11 protein-coding genes are annotated in these 16,110 nt (G+C 52.4%); 7 read left to right on the top strand and 4 right to left on the bottom strand.

Features of this window, described 5'->3' with window-relative positions:
• The first annotated feature begins 79 nt into the window (after window positions 1-79).
• Complete coding sequence (locus BTA51_RS20145; RefSeq protein ID WP_094710572.1) at window positions 80-2,491, top strand: metallophosphoesterase; 2,412 nt, start codon at window positions 80-82, stop codon at window positions 2,489-2,491.
• A 100-nt stretch (window positions 2,492-2,591) separates the two neighbouring features.
• Here BTA51_RS20145 and BTA51_RS20140 read toward each other — a convergent pair whose 3' ends face one another.
• Complete coding sequence (locus BTA51_RS20140; RefSeq protein WP_094710570.1) at window positions 2,592-3,227, bottom strand: TetR/AcrR family transcriptional regulator; 636 nt, start codon at window positions 3,225-3,227, stop codon at window positions 2,592-2,594.
• A 169-nt stretch (window positions 3,228-3,396) separates the two neighbouring features.
• Here BTA51_RS20140 and fabF point away from each other — a divergent pair, with 169 nt between their 5' ends.
• On the top strand, window positions 3,397-4,668 hold the full coding sequence (fabF, locus tag BTA51_RS20135) for a beta-ketoacyl-ACP synthase II (protein ID WP_094710569.1): 1,272 nt from the start codon (window positions 3,397-3,399) through the stop codon (window positions 4,666-4,668).
• Window positions 4,669-4,803: 135 nt separating this feature from the next.
• On the opposite strand, the gene BTA51_RS20130 is transcribed toward fabF, so the two are convergent.
• Complete coding sequence (locus tag BTA51_RS20130; RefSeq protein WP_094710567.1) at window positions 4,804-5,286, bottom strand: DUF3291 domain-containing protein; 483 nt, start codon at window positions 5,284-5,286, stop codon at window positions 4,804-4,806.
• Window positions 5,287-5,362: 76 nt separating this feature from the next.
• Window positions 5,363-6,199, bottom strand: coding sequence for an AraC family transcriptional regulator (locus BTA51_RS20125; protein ID WP_094710565.1), 837 nt, complete (start codon window positions 6,197-6,199; stop codon window positions 5,363-5,365).
• A gap of 450 nt (window positions 6,200-6,649) precedes the next feature.
• Between BTA51_RS20125 and BTA51_RS20120 the strand changes: the two genes are divergently transcribed.
• The 5 genes from BTA51_RS20120 to BTA51_RS20100 all read left to right on the top strand — a co-directional run bounded on the left by BTA51_RS20120 (window position 6,650) and on the right by BTA51_RS20100 (window position 12,661).
• Window positions 6,650-7,108 (top strand): (2Fe-2S)-binding protein, encoded by a 459-nt coding sequence (locus BTA51_RS20120; RefSeq protein ID WP_094710563.1) that lies wholly within the window; start codon window positions 6,650-6,652, stop codon window positions 7,106-7,108.
• Between the two features lie 14 nt (window positions 7,109-7,122).
• A complete protein-coding gene (locus tag BTA51_RS20115) occupies window positions 7,123-9,309 on the top strand; it encodes a xanthine dehydrogenase family protein molybdopterin-binding subunit (RefSeq protein WP_094710561.1) in 2,187 nt (728 codons plus the stop codon).
• 126 nt (window positions 9,310-9,435) lie between these two features.
• Window positions 9,436-10,410 (top strand): XdhC family protein, encoded by a 975-nt coding sequence (locus tag BTA51_RS20110; RefSeq protein ID WP_168188232.1) that lies wholly within the window; start codon window positions 9,436-9,438, stop codon window positions 10,408-10,410.
• Between the two features lie 239 nt (window positions 10,411-10,649).
• A complete protein-coding gene (locus BTA51_RS20105; protein WP_094710559.1) occupies window positions 10,650-11,273 on the top strand; it encodes a hypothetical protein in 624 nt (207 codons plus the stop codon).
• A complete protein-coding gene (locus BTA51_RS20100) occupies window positions 11,270-12,661 on the top strand; it encodes a carotenoid oxygenase family protein (RefSeq protein ID WP_094710557.1) in 1,392 nt (463 codons plus the stop codon). Before BTA51_RS20105 ends, BTA51_RS20100 begins: the two co-directional genes overlap by 4 nt.
• 72 nt (window positions 12,662-12,733) lie before the next feature.
• Here the strand turns inward: BTA51_RS20100 and BTA51_RS20095 are convergent, their stop codons facing one another.
• Complete coding sequence (locus BTA51_RS20095) at window positions 12,734-15,868, bottom strand: glycoside hydrolase family 3 protein (protein ID WP_094710555.1); 3,135 nt, start codon at window positions 15,866-15,868, stop codon at window positions 12,734-12,736.
• Window positions 15,869-16,110: the final 242 nt, after the last annotated feature.

Genomic DNA, 16,110 nt, shown 5'->3' with positions numbered 1-16,110 from the left:
TGCAATGAACAGTAAATCTGGCTGAAATAGTTCGCTCCTAATCTGGTTCGAACCAGAATAAAGGAGAAAGGAATATTTTATGCCTCACAAGAAACAATGGTGGCTCGCGCTCAGTATGTCGGCCGTATTAATGGCCGGGTGTGCCGGGGACGAGAACAACCCTAACGATGATTCCTCAACCGAAGATCCTGATGCTTCTGTCGTGGACGCTCCGACCAGCGATCAGGCTCCTGCTTTTATTGTACGTCCTTATTTGCAATCCCCCATGCCTGACCAAATGAGCGTTATGTTTGAGACGGAACAAGCCGCTCCTGAGGTTTGGGTGCGGCCATTTGATGGGGAGGGAGAGTTCAGGCAGGTCGATGCGACCACTCATTCGTCGGATGGTCTCGTCTATCGAGCTGTCATTACCAGCCTGGAATCCAACACCCTTTACGAATACTACGTCATCACACGGGTCGGGGAAGAACCACAGGTCTCCCAACGCTTTGCCTTCAAAACCTGGCCTAAAGCGGGAGATGATGTTTCACAGACGAAAATTATTGCCTTGAGTGATACCCAGTTGGACCGGGATATTTACGTGAATGTCCTGAGTAATGTGGTGGCTGATGGATTCCTGCAACATGAATGCGATGGAGATCAGCCGGAAACCTGTGCTGAAAACATTGCGGCCATCACTATCTCGGGGGATGTGGTTCAGGTTGGCGGTAATCGCACTCACTGGCGTGAACAGTTGTTTGGTCGGCTGGCGGCGATTTCACCTTACGTCCCATTGGTGACGGTGCCTGGCAATCACGACTATTACAGCGATGCGGAGCTGAGTCTTTATCGCAGTTATATGTCTCCGCCGGAGACCGGTTCCGTTGACTACAACGGTCACTGGTATTATCTGGATTATCTGGATTTGCGCCTGGTTGGATTGGACAGTTATCCAATCTCAGGCGCTCATGGATCATTCAACCGTGAGACACTGGCCATACAAAGGCAGTGGCTGAAGGAAACACTTTACGATGCGGAACTCCGGGGAAAAAACTTTGTGATGGGAATGTTCCATCATGGTTGTCTGTCGGAGCTGTGGAATGTGGGGGAGAGTATCGGCAGTTGTGAAATGGTGTCTGAGCTGGAGGATTTCAGTTCCCGCACAGGGGCCATTACCGGCCATCTGTTTGGACATACTCACGCCTACTCCCGCGGCCAATCTCGTGATGTGAATCATTTATGGCTGAACGCTGCCAGTGCTTCCGGTTATATCGAACCTCTGGACAATGCGGACCACCAGAACAATCAGGTTCGGGATTACGATACGTTTGAGGTCAGTCGCAGCGAGTTCGGCTATAACCTGCTGACCTTTGAATTTGGCCCATCACCGAAATTAACCCTTGAGCGCAAGAAAGGTGGCTTCGATGGTGACACGAATTTTGACGTGGTTGATCGAGTAGTGTTTGAAGCAGACAACAATGTCAATCTGCCGCTGATACTCGCCGGTACGGGTGAACAGAGTGCTGCTGCGTTGGAGCTGGCCATTCAGGTGGGAGCCCCGGAACAAGTGCATTCTGTGCAATGGCAGTTATCGGAGGACGCGGATTTCAGTGGCATTGTATATGACGTATGGGGCAATAACACAAGACGCCAGAACCTGTTCTATGCGAATGCCGATCAGGTAGGCGGCGATGGCGAGTCAGGCTATGAAGCGGTAAATACCCAGGAAGGCGTCGATATTTTCAGTCTTGATCTCAGTGAATATCTGAGTACCCACTCGCTACGAGTAGGAGGCGATGACTATTACCGCTGGACCAAGCGCTATGCTGAACAAAACACCCATGTATCCAGCTATGACAAATATGCCAATCAGCCACGTCCGGAGTTGAGTTTGCGCCCGGGAACCACTTGGTACTGGCGGGCCAGAGTCCGCGATGAAAATATGAACTGGTCAGTCTGGAGCGATACTGTGAGCTTTGATATTGCAGGCACCCGGACGGAGAATCTGCTGGTGAACGGCGATGCCGAAACCGGAAATATCGACGGCTGGACGCTTGAAATGGGGCTGATGAGCGCCATTACCGCCGGAGACAATGGGAACTTCGGCGCTTCCGAAGGTGACTATTATTTTGCCGGTCGCGGATTTGGCAAAGGCGCGCCGTCTGATTGCTGTGAAGAGCGGATCATTCAGAACGTTGACCTATCCATATACACCGCTGACATCGACGGCGGTAATGTCTATGTGGAATTCAGTGCCATGCTCTCCACCTGGAGTGGGGCGGATACCCCGGCTCTCCAGGTGATAGCACTGGACAATTCCGGCGATGAGATTGACTGGGACGGCGATGATGTTCTCAGCAGTAGCAGTGCCCAGTCCTGGGAATCCCGTCAGGTGTCAGGACGGCTGCCGGAGGGTACCCGCACGCTGAGAATCCGGATGGGAGGCACCCGTAAAGCTGGCAATGATAATGACATTTATTTCGATGATCTGAAGTTGTATCTCTACTATTAGTTATTTCGACATCTGAGAGATGTAGTGAGCTCGACTCTGAGAGATGAGCCTTACCTGGCGGGCCTTGCATGATGAGAAACGCCGATAGCCGATGTGCCGGCTATCGGTGGATAGTCTCGAGTTCAGAATCCTGATAACCAAGCATGATCAGAATGTGTTTTTGCGCCGCAGAGAGAATGCGGCGCCTTTCTTCTTCCTGGCTGATACTCTTGGCCACGGCCACCGCACCAACCAGAGACGCGACGATCAATCTCGCCTTTTCTGAGATCGCCGAAACGCCATCCATGACGGGCAGGCGATTGAGTCGACGTAAGGCTTTGAGTCGTTTTTCCAGCAGCTTGACCAGACGCAGGTAGGATTCTTCATAGACCTTTTTGATCTCCGGATTGCCGCTGTCGATATCGTTAAACAGAATAGATTCCGGGCCAGGATCATTTCTCTGTGCCAGATCCCTCAGATTCAAGTAGTTGCTGACCAGCTCCGTCATGTGCTTCAGGGACAGAGGATCTTTCGCCAGCCTGACGGCTTTACTGCGCCGGATCGTGTCCACGATTGACGCCCGGTACAAAGCTTCCTTGGAATCAAAGTGAGAATAAAAAGCGCCGTGGGTCATTTTGGCCGAAGCCATGACCTGCTGGATGGACACTTTTTCGAATCCATAGCGGCAGAACAAATCGGTTGCCGATTTCAGAATCCGGTCTTTGGTCCGTAATTTATGTTCCTTTGAATAAGGCATGGGAATCTACCTCTCCAACCGAGTCGAAAATATTATCTTGATCATATATTAATTCAAATTAGTGTGTCCCTTATCGAATAGGTGTAGACCGGCAACTGAATGGCTGTAAACGGGTCATTGAGTTGATGTCAGTAGAAATTTACGCATGGTTATGGGAAGGAGAAACACTATGACTTCACCAATTGTGGTTACCGGAATGGGCGTTGTCAGCCCGTTAGGCTGTGGAGTTGCATCAGTATGGAAGAGATTGTTGGCAGGTCGATCCGGAGTTGGGAACATAGACCGCTTTTATATTCCCGACTTCCCTATCGGTATTGCCGGAGCTGTACCTTCCAGAGAGCAGGATCCGGAAGCGGGCTTTGATCCGAATGAAGTGATCAGCCTGAAAGAACGGAAAAAGGTCGACTTGTTTACACTGTATGCGCTTGCCGCGGCAGAAGAAGCACTTACCCAGGCGGATTGGTTTCCAACCTCTGAAGAGGACTGTCGATCAACGGCAACGATCGTTGCCACAGGGAACGGTGGGCTGCCAACGATTACAGGTGCGCAGAAAATCCTGGACAGCAAAGGCGTTAAGCGCCTTTCTCCCTTCGTGGTACCGGCGTTCCTGGCCAATCTTGCTGGCGGAAACATCTCCATCCGATATGGGTTCAAAGGACCGATTGGATGTCCGGTGACGGCCTGTGCTGCGGGCCTTCAGGCCATAGGAGACGGCTTGCGCATGATTCGCAGCGGGGAAGCCAAAGTGGCTCTGGTCGGTGGGACTGAGGGCTGTATTGATCCGCTATCCCTGGGAGCGTTTCATGCGATGAAAGCACTCTCCGCCCGAAATGATGAGCCGGAGCGGGCCTCACGTCCGTTTGATCAGGCTAGGGATGGTTTTGTCATGGGGGAAGGGGCTGGATTGATGGTGATTGAAACCCTTGATCATGCGCTGTCACGAGGGGCGACGCCGTTGGCCGTGCTCAGTGGGTATGGCACCAGCGCCGATGCCTATCATATCTCCGCCGGGCCGGCAGACGGTTCCGGGGCTGCGGCTGCCGTTCGCTCTGCCTTGGCCATGGCTGGCTTGCAGCCAGAGGATATTCACTATGTGAATGCCCATGCCACATCGACACCGGTCGGGGATAAGGCGGAAATTGCTGGGCTGAGAAGTGTATTTGGCGAACGGCTGCCTGCCATTCCCATTTCCTCCACCAAGTCGGCTACGGGGCATTTGCTTGGTGGTGCCGGCGGTATTGAAAGCATTTTCTCAGTGCTGGCGCTCCGCGATAACTGTTTACCGCCAACCCTGAACCTGGAACGTCAGGATGAGGATATGGAAGATCTGGATTTTGTGCCTAATCAGTCCCGCCCACACTCCGTGCAAAATGTGCTTTGTAACGGCTTTGGTTTTGGTGGTGTAAACGCCGCATTGATATTCAGTAAGCTATCTGATTGAGTTTCACTTTTCGGACTGATCTTTACCTATATCAGAATCGTCTTAATGGTCGCATTTCCGGGCGGGTGATCCCTGTGCCCGGTATGCGAACACTGATGAGGGCTTTATGATTGGCAAGGATGAAGCCTGGAGTTTTCAGCGTGGATAGCACATAGGGCTTTCTTCAGGAATGGGGTAATTCTGGGCAAAGGTGAACGCTTCTGGAGATGGACCCCGTGTCTCCAATATTTCCAGCTTATGTGCTCCCTCTTTAAGTGTGGGCCTGTGATTGGCGGGGACCCACCATAACGCCACTTGTGGGCGTTTCATCAGTTCGAACCACTCTTTTCGGCGTTTCACAAATTCCAGATGTTGGGTGTCGTAGACAAACGTTCGCAGGGATTCGATATCCTTCCAGACGGAAATGTTGGATATGACCTGTGGATTATCAAAGACCTGGAATGACATGGCATTGCCGGAATCATCTTTCAGACGCCAGATAAATCCCGGTGATTGTTCGGCCAGAGAGTTAATTCGATCAAGGTTATCGATAAATTCCACCAGACGCGGATCATCCTGTGGTGCCAGCAGCTGACCTACGTTGATCTGCGCCAGGTAATAGTGAATCGAGTCAGTCATTTTGGTTGCACTCCTGAAGTGATCGGTGCTCCATTTAATGTCAGTCCGGCCCTCGGGTATTGAAAAAAATTGCGATTCAATCTTTTTGATATTGCGCAGGCGTCATGGCGGTATGTCGTTTGAAGCAGCGCTGGAAATGAGCCTGGTCGCTGAAGGCGGTTTCCTGGGCGATCTGAGCGAGTGGTTTCTGCTGCCGTAATAGCTGTTTGGCGCGATTGACTCTGATATTGATCTGATAGGCATGGGGTGTCAGTCCCACTTCCTGACGAAACAGGCGGATCAGATGATAGGGACTGAGTTGAGCGATATTGGCCAGCTCATCCAGGGTGGCAGCCATCTCCTCACTGTCATGCAGGAATTCACGTACTCTTTTGACCGCGGGATGGCTTCGGGGAATCGGATCATGACTGTCCAGATGACCGGCCTGATGTAACAGCCTGCTCATCATGGTGGTCAATCGGGACTCTATCTCCAGGGTGGAGCCTTTACCTTGCATATCCCGGTTGACCTCAACAATGTCGTTATACAGTTCAATATCATAAAGCACCGCCGGCAGGTGAGAGGTGTCGGGGGGGGAGATACCGTGGACCTCCTGCATCTGTCCGGCAAGGGAGTCAAGCCAGTCGGTGTCCAGGTGGAGCATATGATAGCTCCATCGCCGACTCATATCCGGGTTGCAGTTATGTACCACTTCGGCATTGGTGATTGCCACGGCACCGGGGCCGATTCGGTGTGTCTGTCCTGTCTGGTAATGGCGGCTGGTGCCCCGTTCCACCACCCCGATGGAGAAAGTCGGGTGGCTGTGTTTCTGGTAGCAGGCATCACTGTTGAGGGCATAGCGTGCTTCCAGGAAGGGTAATTCCTTCCGGCGGCAGAACTTGTTGATAGCCGTTTGTTCCATATTTCTGATCATATTTTCAGACTCTGATCTGAGAGACTATCGAACCCTTCAGGTCAGGGCAACCGGGATATTGGCAGTATGATCGTTTTTCGGAAGCCGGGTGTACTACAGGTTGATGTTCGGAGTTTTGAGCAACTTTGCCGTAGAAATGGCATAGCCGGTTATACAAGCCGGAATCTAGAATGATAGAGCTGGGGAAGGGTGGCTCCAATCGGAGTTTTCCTATCACTGTCGCTGGATCGGACACGCTACACGGGATCAAACACACTGGTAGCGGTATCGAACACTTCAACAGGTAGTGTCATGGCCCGAGTTAGTTGTCATGACCAGAGATAGTTGTCATGACCAGAGATAGTTGTCATGACCAGAGATAGCTGCCATGGCCTGAGTAGCTGTCATGATCTGAGATCGCCGTCATGACCCGGCAATATTAACAAACAGAATACTCTGCAGGGGAATACTATGGGAATCGAGCTGACGATTAACGGCGAGAAACACTCACTGGATGTGCCGGAAGACATGCCATTGTTGTGGGCTATTCGTGATCACCTTCATCTGACGGGAACCAAGTTTGGCTGCGGAATGGCCCAATGTGGTGCCTGCACTGTTCATCTGGACGGCAACGCTATTCGCTCTTGTGTTACGCCAGTGGGAACCGTCAAAGGACAGAACATCACAACCATTGAAGGATTACAGTCACAGGTCGCCAAAGCGGTTCAAACCAGTTGGGATGAAGGGGCTGTAGTGCAGTGCGGATACTGTCAGTCCGGGCAAATTATGTCAGCCGTCGCCTTGCTGGAAAACAACGCCAATCCCAGTGATAAGGATATTGATGATTTTATGGCCGGTAACATTTGCCGTTGCTCCACCTATGTCCGTATCCGTGCTGCCATCAAAGATGCTGCCGCCAAAATCGCGTAAGGAGAAGCGCCGTCATGACCATGCTCAATAATCACATCAGCCGTCGCGCATTTATTCGTAAGACGACCCACGGAGGCGCCGGACTGACTCTGGCCCTGACGCTTCCTTCTGTGGCGGGTGCCTCTGAATCCGGACCGGGAAAAACAGTAGGAAATGCGGCCGCAGATGAATTTTCTCCCAACGCTTTTGTCCGTGTCAGCCCGGATAATACCGTCACCATTATCAGCAAGCATATTGAAATGGGGCAGGGAACCTATACCGGGTTGGCCACATTGTTGACAGAAGAACTGGATGCAGATTGGTCACAGGTTAAGGTGGAAGGATCTGAGGCAGATCCCAAGCGCTATAACAATCTGCTCTGGGGGCCATTCCAAGGCACTGGTGGCAGTACTGCGATGGCCAATTCTTTCATGCAGATGCGCGAGGCGGGAGCCAAGGCCCGCGCCATGTTGGTCGCCGCTGCCGCTTCGCTATGGAAAGTACCTGCTGGTGAAATTACCGTGGAATCCGGTGTTCTCCATCACAAGTCATCATCCAGTAAAATCAGTTTCGGTGACATAGCTGAACTTGCCGCCGCGCAAGTAGTACCGGAAAAGGTAACGCTTAAAACACCGGAAGCGTTCAAATTGATTGGCCAGCCGGTGGTGCGTAAAGATACGGGTAAGACATCCGGTAAGGCTATCTTCACCCAGGATATTCAGTTCCCCGGCATGCTGACAGCATTGATCGCACACCCACCGAAAGCCGGTGGTCGGGTGCAGAGTGTGGATGCATCCGCGGCGAAGAGTGTGCCCGGTGTGGTGGAGGTACTGACCATCGATGCCGGAGTGGCCGTGCTGGCCAATGACTTCTGGTCGGCCAAGAAGGGTCGTGATGCCCTCAAAATCAGCTGGGATAACAGTCAAGCGTTCAGTAAGAGCTCCAGTGACATACTGAAGAGCTACAAATCACAGCTGGAACAACCGGGAACCTCTGTCGTCAATAACGGCGACTTTGATGCCGAGTATGCTCAATCGGACGTTCGCTTTGATGCGATTTATGAATTTCCGTTTCTGGCGCATGCCGCCATGGAACCCATGAACTGTGTGATTCAACGCCGCCCGGACGGGGTGGAAATGTGGTATGGAGCCCAGCTGCAAACGGGTGACCAGATGCAGGTGGCGGGCTTGTTCGGTATTCAGCCGGAGCAGGTGAAAATCAATATGCTGTTCGCCGGCGGCAGTTTCGGCCGTCGTGCCAACGCCCATTCTGATTATGTGCTGGAAGCCGCACAGATCGCCAAGGCTTATACCAAGGCAGTGCCGATCAAACTGGTATGGAGCCGCGAGGACGACACCCGGGGTTGGTACTACCGTCCCATGTATGTCCATCAGCTGTCAGCCTCTCTGGATGATGAAGGTTACCCGAAGGCCTGGCGGCACCGTATTGTCGGCCAGTCGATTATTTCCGGTACTGCTTTTGCGGGCATGATGCAGAATGGGATCGATCCTACCTCTGTGGAAGGGGCGTCTAACCTGCCTTATCACGTGGCCAACCTTAAGGTTGACCTGCATACAGTGAAAGATGGTGTCCCGGTGCTCTGGTGGCGGTCAGTGGGCTCTACGCACAATGCCTATTCCACAGAAACCTTTATTGATGAACTGGCCAAAGCGGCTGGCAAAGATCCGGTGGCCTATCGTGAGCATTTGCTGAAGGAACATCCCCGTCATTTGGGGGTAATGAAACTGGCGGCTGAAAAAGCCGGTTGGGGTACGCCTCTGCCGAAAGGGCGTTTCAGGGGCATTGCTGTGCACGAGTCTTTCAATTCTTATGTGGCCCAGGTCGCAGAAATTGAAGAAGCCGGCAATAACCAATACCGGATTCGCAAAATCACTTGTGCCGTGGATTGTGGCCTGGCGATCAACCCGGATATTATCAAAGCGCAAATGGAGGGCGGCATCGGATACGGCTTGTCTCCGGCATTGATGAGTGAAATCACTTTGCAGGATGGTGAAGTGCAGCAGTCGAACTTCCATAACTATCGGGTGTTGCGAATTAACCAGATGCCGGACATTGATGTGCACATCGTGAAATCGGCAGAACCACCAACAGGCGTAGGTGAGCCGGGCACGCCCGTCGTCGCTCCTGCTGTGGCTAATGCGCTATTTGCCGCGACAGGCAAAATGCCGCGTAAGCTGCCCTTCGATGGCCTGATCGTATAGAGCTCTAACGGCTTGATCGTATAGAGACATAACGGCTTGGTTGCATTGAGACATAACGGCTTGGTTGCATTGAGACATAACGGCCTGACCGTAAATTGAATAGATACCCGGACGGATGGTAATGCTATGAGCCTGTCTACCCCCAGCTTTGTGGAAAACGTGATTCCTGATGCCTGCCGTTGGTCGGCTGAGGGATATCGCGTGGCACTGGTGACACTGGTGGGGATAGACGGCTCATCTCCCAGGCCGTTAGGCAGCCAGATGGCTGTGCGTGAAGACGGCAGATATGTGGGGCTGATTTCCGGTGGGTGCGTTGAAGCCGCCCTGGTTCACGAAACCCTGGCGGCACTGTCAGATGGCCGTAACCGGAAGCTGCGATACGGTAAGGACTCCCCATATTTTGATATTCGCCTGCCTTGCGGCTCGGGGATCGATGTGTTGATTGATGTGGGCATCAGTTCGGCAATACTCAAGGCAGTTCTCCAGTATCAGCAACGCCGGGAGCCTGTCATGCTGTGTGTGGACGTGGAAGCTGCAACGTCGGTACAGGCAAACCCTGAGCAATATCTGCAACTGGAACCCTGTCATGATCAGCCGGACGTGGCTACCCACATCAGTCGTGATACGTTGAATCGGGTATACCGTCCCACCACCCGCGTACTGGCATTTGGTCGAGGTGAGATTTTTCGTCAGCTGGTCAACCTCGCTCCGGCGGTCGGATTTGAAGTATTGGCAGTGACGCCGGATGCAGTGGATGTGCAGGATGAGGAGAAAGGATATATCCCTCTGAGCCGGCCGGATTTATTTGATCCTGCCTGGTGCGATCCATGGACTGCGGCTGCGTTGCTGTTCCACGATCATGAATGGGAAGGTCCCATACTGCAGCATCTGATTAACAGCGATTGTTTTTACGTTGGTGCACTGGGCAGTCTTCGTAGTCAGGCGCTGCGTTGCGAGTGGCTGAAAGAAAGTGGAGCAAATGACCAGCAAATTGCCCGGATTAAAGGCCCCATCGGCCTGAATATCGGTGGGCGGACGCCGCCGGAAATCGCCATTTCCATTCTGGCGGAAATTATCTCCAGGCAGTCCGGGCATCTATAATCCGGGTTTGTGATTCCCCGAATATTTCCTCAAGTTTCTCTTAACCTTTTCTCAGCATTTTATTAACCAGGCGTTCTCTGCTTGACTTGCTGAGTTGAGAGTTTAGTATGGGCAGCAGGCTTTCGAGGACGCCTGTACCCACAAAAGAGCATCTCACCTCGCTATTCCTTAAAATTTATAGACTATCCAGTAAAATGGACCAGACAGTGTTGTGGGTGGCTGTGTAGAAGGTGCATTTTATGAAGCGACTAAGCCTTACCCGTTATCGCCATCAGGCGGCCATTCTGTTGAAGGAAATCCGACATGGAGATCCTCAAGCGCTCAAACGTGTAGAGCAACTCAATTCCTCTTCGTTCCATTTGTCGTCCCAGGATTCATCCAATCGTGCGTCTCGTCTTTCATCCAGTGATGCGTCCCACTTGTCATCAAACTGGCAAGCACAGATTCAGCTTAAGCACTGTCTGAATATCATTGCCATCGAGCAGGGATTCGAACAATGGGCGACGTTCAAGTCGGCCTACGAAGCCAGCGTGATGGAAGATATTGCGGCTCACTATGTGGGGGGATATCTCAACCACTGGTATGCCAATTATGACGATGCCAAAAACCATCTGAATCTCCATCATGGGTATCTGTTGCCCTATAAAAAAGGCTCCATGCGCCAGTACTATGTGTGTGAAGACGCCTATATCCAGCTCTTTGGCTTTGATCCGCAAGCCCCTGAATGGAAACAAATTGGTTACGACCTGGTTCGACCGCTGGATAAAAAATCCTGGCTGGCCCTGCTTGACCAGTGGGTGGAGGGGCAGATGTCGAGGCCGACACAAGTACCAGTGAGTGGGGCTGGGGAGGTGCAGTCATGACAGTTGCAGCAACCAATCCATTCCTCAACGGCGTATTCAAGGCACAGCACGAGGAAATCCTGCTGACCGGGCTCGATGTTTCCGGTGAAATCCCCAGGGAACTCAATGGCTGCTTTCTCCGCAACGGTCCGAACCCGCAGTTCGTCTGGTCGGACAATTATCATATGTATAGCGGTGACGGCATGTTGCATGCACTGAGTCTGGTGGATGGCAGAGCCAGTTATCTGAACCGTTTTATCCGCACGCCGAGATTTATGTGTGAGAAGGAGCAGGGTAGAGCTGTTTTTCCAGGAATGAGAGATGCATTGGCCGTTGATCCGGCCTTTGGGCATGTTCCTCCATTTACGGCGAATACCCATGTGCTGAAACATGCCGGTCGACTGTTGGCGTTGAATGAAGGCTCGATGCCGTTTGTGGTGACGAATCCTGCGACAGGAGAGGGGACCCTCGACAATTTTGGGGGGACGGTGAAAATGACCTTCACTGCCCACCCTAAACTGGATCCACGCACGGGGGAGCTGCACGGTTTTTCCTATATCACGCCGAATGGGATGATCGATTACCTGATGCTGAATCCGGCAGGCGTCGCCAAGTCGATTGCCAGTTTTCGGCCTCCCTATCGGGCATTGATGCACGATTTTGCCATCACCCAGCATTACGCGGTATTTCCTATATATCCGCTAACCTGGTCGATGGAGAGAGTGCAGCGTGGCGAACGCCTCTATAAATGGGAACCGGAACTGGGCAGCTATTACTACGTTCTCGATAGGAACAACGGGGAGGTGGTTCGTGTCTTTCGAGACTCTGCGACTCTGGGGATGCACACCGTCAATGCCTACGAAAAACAAGGACGAATTATTCTGGATATGGTGATGATGGATGACCTTCCGGAAGGTGCCCGGGCATTTGAGGATGACAGTATTACCTATCTGAATTCGCTGAATCGGGTCACTCTGGATCTGGAAAGCGGCACGCTGCAAAGAGAGCGTCTGAGTCATCTGAATGTAGAATTTCCGAGAATCGATGAGCGTTGGTCAGCGGCGCCGTACCGATACTGTTATCTTGCTTCAACCGTGAATGATCGCTTGCCCCAATACCTCTTTGATTCTTTGAGTCGTTTTGATCATCGGACGGGACAGATGGAGACCTACAGACCCGAGCATGACGTGTTGTTTGGTGAACCGGTCTTCGTGCCGGTCGGCGAGCATGAAGGTGAGGGTTATTTATTGTCCTACGGCTATGACCAGGACCATGACAAGAGTGATTTATGGATTCTTGATGCCATGAATATCGCGGATGGACCGGTGGCCAGGATACATATTCCACAGAGGGTACCCTATGGCTTTCACGGTAGTTGGATAAATGACTGGAGCCCGGATTTCGCCTAGGGGGCAGACTGAACGGAGCGGGTTTGCAGACCCGCCCCGTGTTTTAGCTTGTTAAAGGCTTTTCAAATCTTGCTATTCAAATCGAATGTTATCCAATTGGAAATGGACGTTGCGCATTTCTGAATCCCATATCGGCAGGACTTCCAAAGCTGAAGTGACTTTGCCGGCGTCCAGCTCAGGATAATCCGCAAAGACAATGTCCACGTGATGCCAGACATCCAGGTCAGACAGATTGTCCAGGACCACAATGTCGCCGGTACCGCACTCGCCGTCACAGACAACCTTGGCGATGATGCCGGTGCTGCTGGCAAAGTCTTTCACTTTAATATCGAAACTGACTTTAGTGGTGGCACTGGCATCCAGAGTCGCTTTCGGTTTAAAGAGGACAACGCCTTTGGCAACGTGTTCAGCGGCAGGGTTGCCGTATGTGGCATCCACTACGATATTGCCACCGTCGTCATAAGCCGAGTCCAGGGTGACAAAGCTCGGGTCCTCCGTATAAGGCTCCCAACTGGATACAGCCCATACGCCTGGATCATTGAAAATATCCGTATTTTCCATTCCGTCGATATACAGATCGGTGGGACCCGTCAATGTCAGGGTGTCCGGTGCAAGATCGCTGCAGTCCACTTCGTCAGGTGCTGTGTTGGGCGCCCAGGTGATTTCTTCCAGGGAGATGTCTGCGGTACTGCTTGAATAGATCAGGAAGGGGGTATTCACATAGGAGTAATCCAAACCATCATTCACCAGACAGACCAGAGGGACATTAATGGTCTGCCATTCTCCGACAGGAAGGGCTTTCAACGTATCGCCGATATTAACCTCTCCAAGACAGGGATAGATGCAATGGGCAGAAAGGGTCACATCACCGGTAGGCGCTTCATTGACTTTCACCCGGAAGCTGACGGAAGTTTTTGAGTTGTAGTAGGTGGTCAGATCCTGTCCCAGATTCACCTCAGATGCCTGCATGTACACCTGGCCCACATCGGCCCATTTGACTCGCTTGGCACTGAACTGGATGATTCCGTCTTCAGTACTGACTTCAACTTCTCCACCATCAATGGCGGTGGTGACGGCAGGATCCATGCTCACTTCCTTGCCGCCCCAGTTAGAAGGAGCACCGATGCGCATGACCCAGTTGTCCTGGTTGGAGCCGTTAACGAACAGGTTCAGTGGTTCGTCTGTGGTGTCTCCGGTGCCCGGTTCAGATTGCGTGCATCCGTAGTTCCTTTCTTCTTCCGGCAGGTCGTTACCCAGAGTGTCGGTATCCTCATAGCTCAGGCCGTAACCAAACGGGAACAGCGGCGCGTAATCATCATCGCCTTTGTTGACCGGTGTATGGCAGGGCGCAGCCGGCCAGGAATAAGACAGTCTGCCTTTGAAGTCGTGATTAACGCGTCCATGGTTGTTGCGGAAAAGGACATCGGCAATACCTTCACCTTCGCTGCCGGGCAACCAGGCGGCGACAAAGGCATCAGACTGATTAAGTTCTTTGTTTGTATACAGCGGACGACCGGAGACAAACAGGGTTACCACGGGGACACCGGCCGCTTTAATCGCTTCAATGGTGGCCAGGTCTTCGGGGTAGTTGCGGGCATGCTCCAGAGTTTTGGCGCCTTCCAGATCTCCCAGACCTTCAGCGTAAGGTGTTTCGCCAATGACGACGATGGCCACATCATGCTGGTTGGGATCTGCCGTTAATCCGCTTTCATCAAAGGTCACGTTGTCCGCAACCTGCTGGATACCCTGGAGAATAGAGGTGGCCCCCGGAAAATCTTTCTCTTCGTCCAGTGAGGTCCCCTGCCAGGAGATGGTCCAGCCCCCACTTTGATTGGACAGACTATTGGCACTTTTTCCTGCCACCAGGACGCGGGTATCTCTGCTCAATGGCAGCAGGTCGTCATGGTTTTTCAGCAGAACGAGGGATTTGCGTACCGCCTCGCGAGCCACCTTGCGATGTTCGCTGGAACCCAGCAATTCTTCTTTTCCGGCCAGTTGACGTTCGGAAGGTTTGGGCTTCTCGAACAATCCGGCACGCAGTTTTACCCGCAGAATTCTGGATACCGCATCGTTGATTCTGTCCATGCTGATATCGCCATTATTCACCGCATTCAGCGTGTTCTGGTAAAACGCTTTCCAGTCATTGGCATAAGGCACCATGAACAGGTCGATCCCGGCGTTGATGGCTTGGATGCAGTCGGTATCACTACACCCATCGACTTGTCCGATGCCGTTCCAGTCGGAGACGATCAGCCCGTCAAACCCCATCTTGCCTTTGAGAACATCATTCAGCAGATAGCCGTTCCCATGCATTTTCTCGCCATTCCAGCTATTGAAGCTGGCCATGACGGTTTGTACTCCGGCGCGAAGGGCAGAGTAGTAACCTTGGGCATGGAGGTTGATCAGCGTATTCTCATCCACCTGGGTATCGCCCTGGTCATTTCCGTTCAGGGTTCCGCCGTCACCGATGAAATGTTTGGCGGTGGCTACCACGTGATCCTCGCCGAAATCTCCCTGCAGGCCCCGAACCATTTCCCCGCCATAGTTGAAAACAATTCTGCCGTCTTCGGAATAGCCTTCGTAAGTCCGGCCCCAGCGGTCATCCTGGACGACGGCGAGAGTCGGAGCGAAGGTCCAGTCGATACCGGTCACAGCGACCTCTTGAGCGGTAACGCGTCCGATTTTGCGGATCAGTTTGGGATCGTTGGCTGCTCCCAGACCGATATTGTGAGGAAACAGGGTGGCGCCTACCACGTTACTGTGTCCGTGCACGGCATCTGTACCCCAGATGATAGGAATGGCCACGTGGCCATCGGAATCATCCATGGAGGCTTCCCAGAGCGCATCCGCAATGTCCAGCCAGTCCTGGGCGGTGGCGTATTTGTTGGTGTCAGGCCAGGAGCCTCCACCGTTGAGCACGGAGCCAAGATGGTAATTGCGGACATCTTCAGGGGTGACATGCTGCAGTTCGCCCTGGATCATCTGGCCGACTTTTTCCTCCAGAGTCATTTGTGCGATCAGCTCCTGGATACGGGCTTCCATGGCCGGATCTGTGGGGATGCGGCTTTGGATTCGTGGCCAGTCGGTATAGCGATCGAAATAATCCTTTCCTGCTTCATACTTACAGCCGAGCAAGGTAAGGCATAAGAAAAAGGCCAGCAAAAAGCATGGCTGCATGAGGCTTCTTATCGGTTTTAGGTCAGGCATAAAGTGTTCCCTTTTTTATTCTTAGCGTTGGATGAAACGTCAACGAACCCCGACTTCTTAACAGGGTGAAAGCGCTTTCATTTTGTGGCATGGCAATATCAAATAAGTGACATCTGATCGATGGACCAATGCGAGAAAGTCATTCAAATGATGATTTTGTGCGACTATGAAAGCGTTTTCATAAAATGAAGCCAAAGCAGTGGAAGGTCAACGCTGCAACTGGAAAGATGGGGCCAGAGGTG

Origin of the sequence: Hahella sp. CCB-MM4, assembly GCF_002260525.1 — a bacterium.
Taxonomy (GTDB): Bacteria; Pseudomonadota; Gammaproteobacteria; order Pseudomonadales; family Oleiphilaceae; genus Hahella.
Note: the sequence above shows the minus strand (reverse complement) of the source record. Positions and strands in the feature narration are given on the sequence as shown.

Bases quoted from the DNA above. Each gene is read 5' to 3' on its own strand.
- BTA51_RS20100 (WP_094710557.1), top strand. From the start codon at position 11,270: ATGACAGTTGCAGCAACCAATCCATTCCTCAACGGCGTATTCAAGGCA.
- BTA51_RS20115 (WP_094710561.1), top strand. From the start codon at position 7,123: ATGACCATGCTCAATAATCACATCAGCCGTCGCGCATTTATTCGTAAG.
- BTA51_RS20095 (WP_094710555.1), bottom strand. From the start codon at position 15,868: ATGCCTGACCTAAAACCGATAAGAAGCCTCATGCAGCCATGCTTTTTG.
- BTA51_RS20120 (WP_094710563.1), top strand. From the start codon at position 6,650: ATGGGAATCGAGCTGACGATTAACGGCGAGAAACACTCACTGGATGTG.
- BTA51_RS20110 (WP_168188232.1), top strand. From the start codon at position 9,436: ATGAGCCTGTCTACCCCCAGCTTTGTGGAAAACGTGATTCCTGATGCC.
- fabF (WP_094710569.1), top strand. From the start codon at position 3,397: ATGACTTCACCAATTGTGGTTACCGGAATGGGCGTTGTCAGCCCGTTA.
- BTA51_RS20125 (WP_094710565.1), bottom strand. From the start codon at position 6,199: ATGATCAGAAATATGGAACAAACGGCTATCAACAAGTTCTGCCGCCGG.
- BTA51_RS20140 (WP_094710570.1), bottom strand. From the start codon at position 3,227: ATGCCTTATTCAAAGGAACATAAATTACGGACCAAAGACCGGATTCTG.
- BTA51_RS20105 (WP_094710559.1), top strand. From the start codon at position 10,650: ATGAAGCGACTAAGCCTTACCCGTTATCGCCATCAGGCGGCCATTCTG.
- BTA51_RS20130 (WP_094710567.1), bottom strand. From the start codon at position 5,286: ATGACTGACTCGATTCACTATTACCTGGCGCAGATCAACGTAGGTCAG.
- BTA51_RS20145 (WP_094710572.1), top strand. From the start codon at position 80: ATGCCTCACAAGAAACAATGGTGGCTCGCGCTCAGTATGTCGGCCGTA.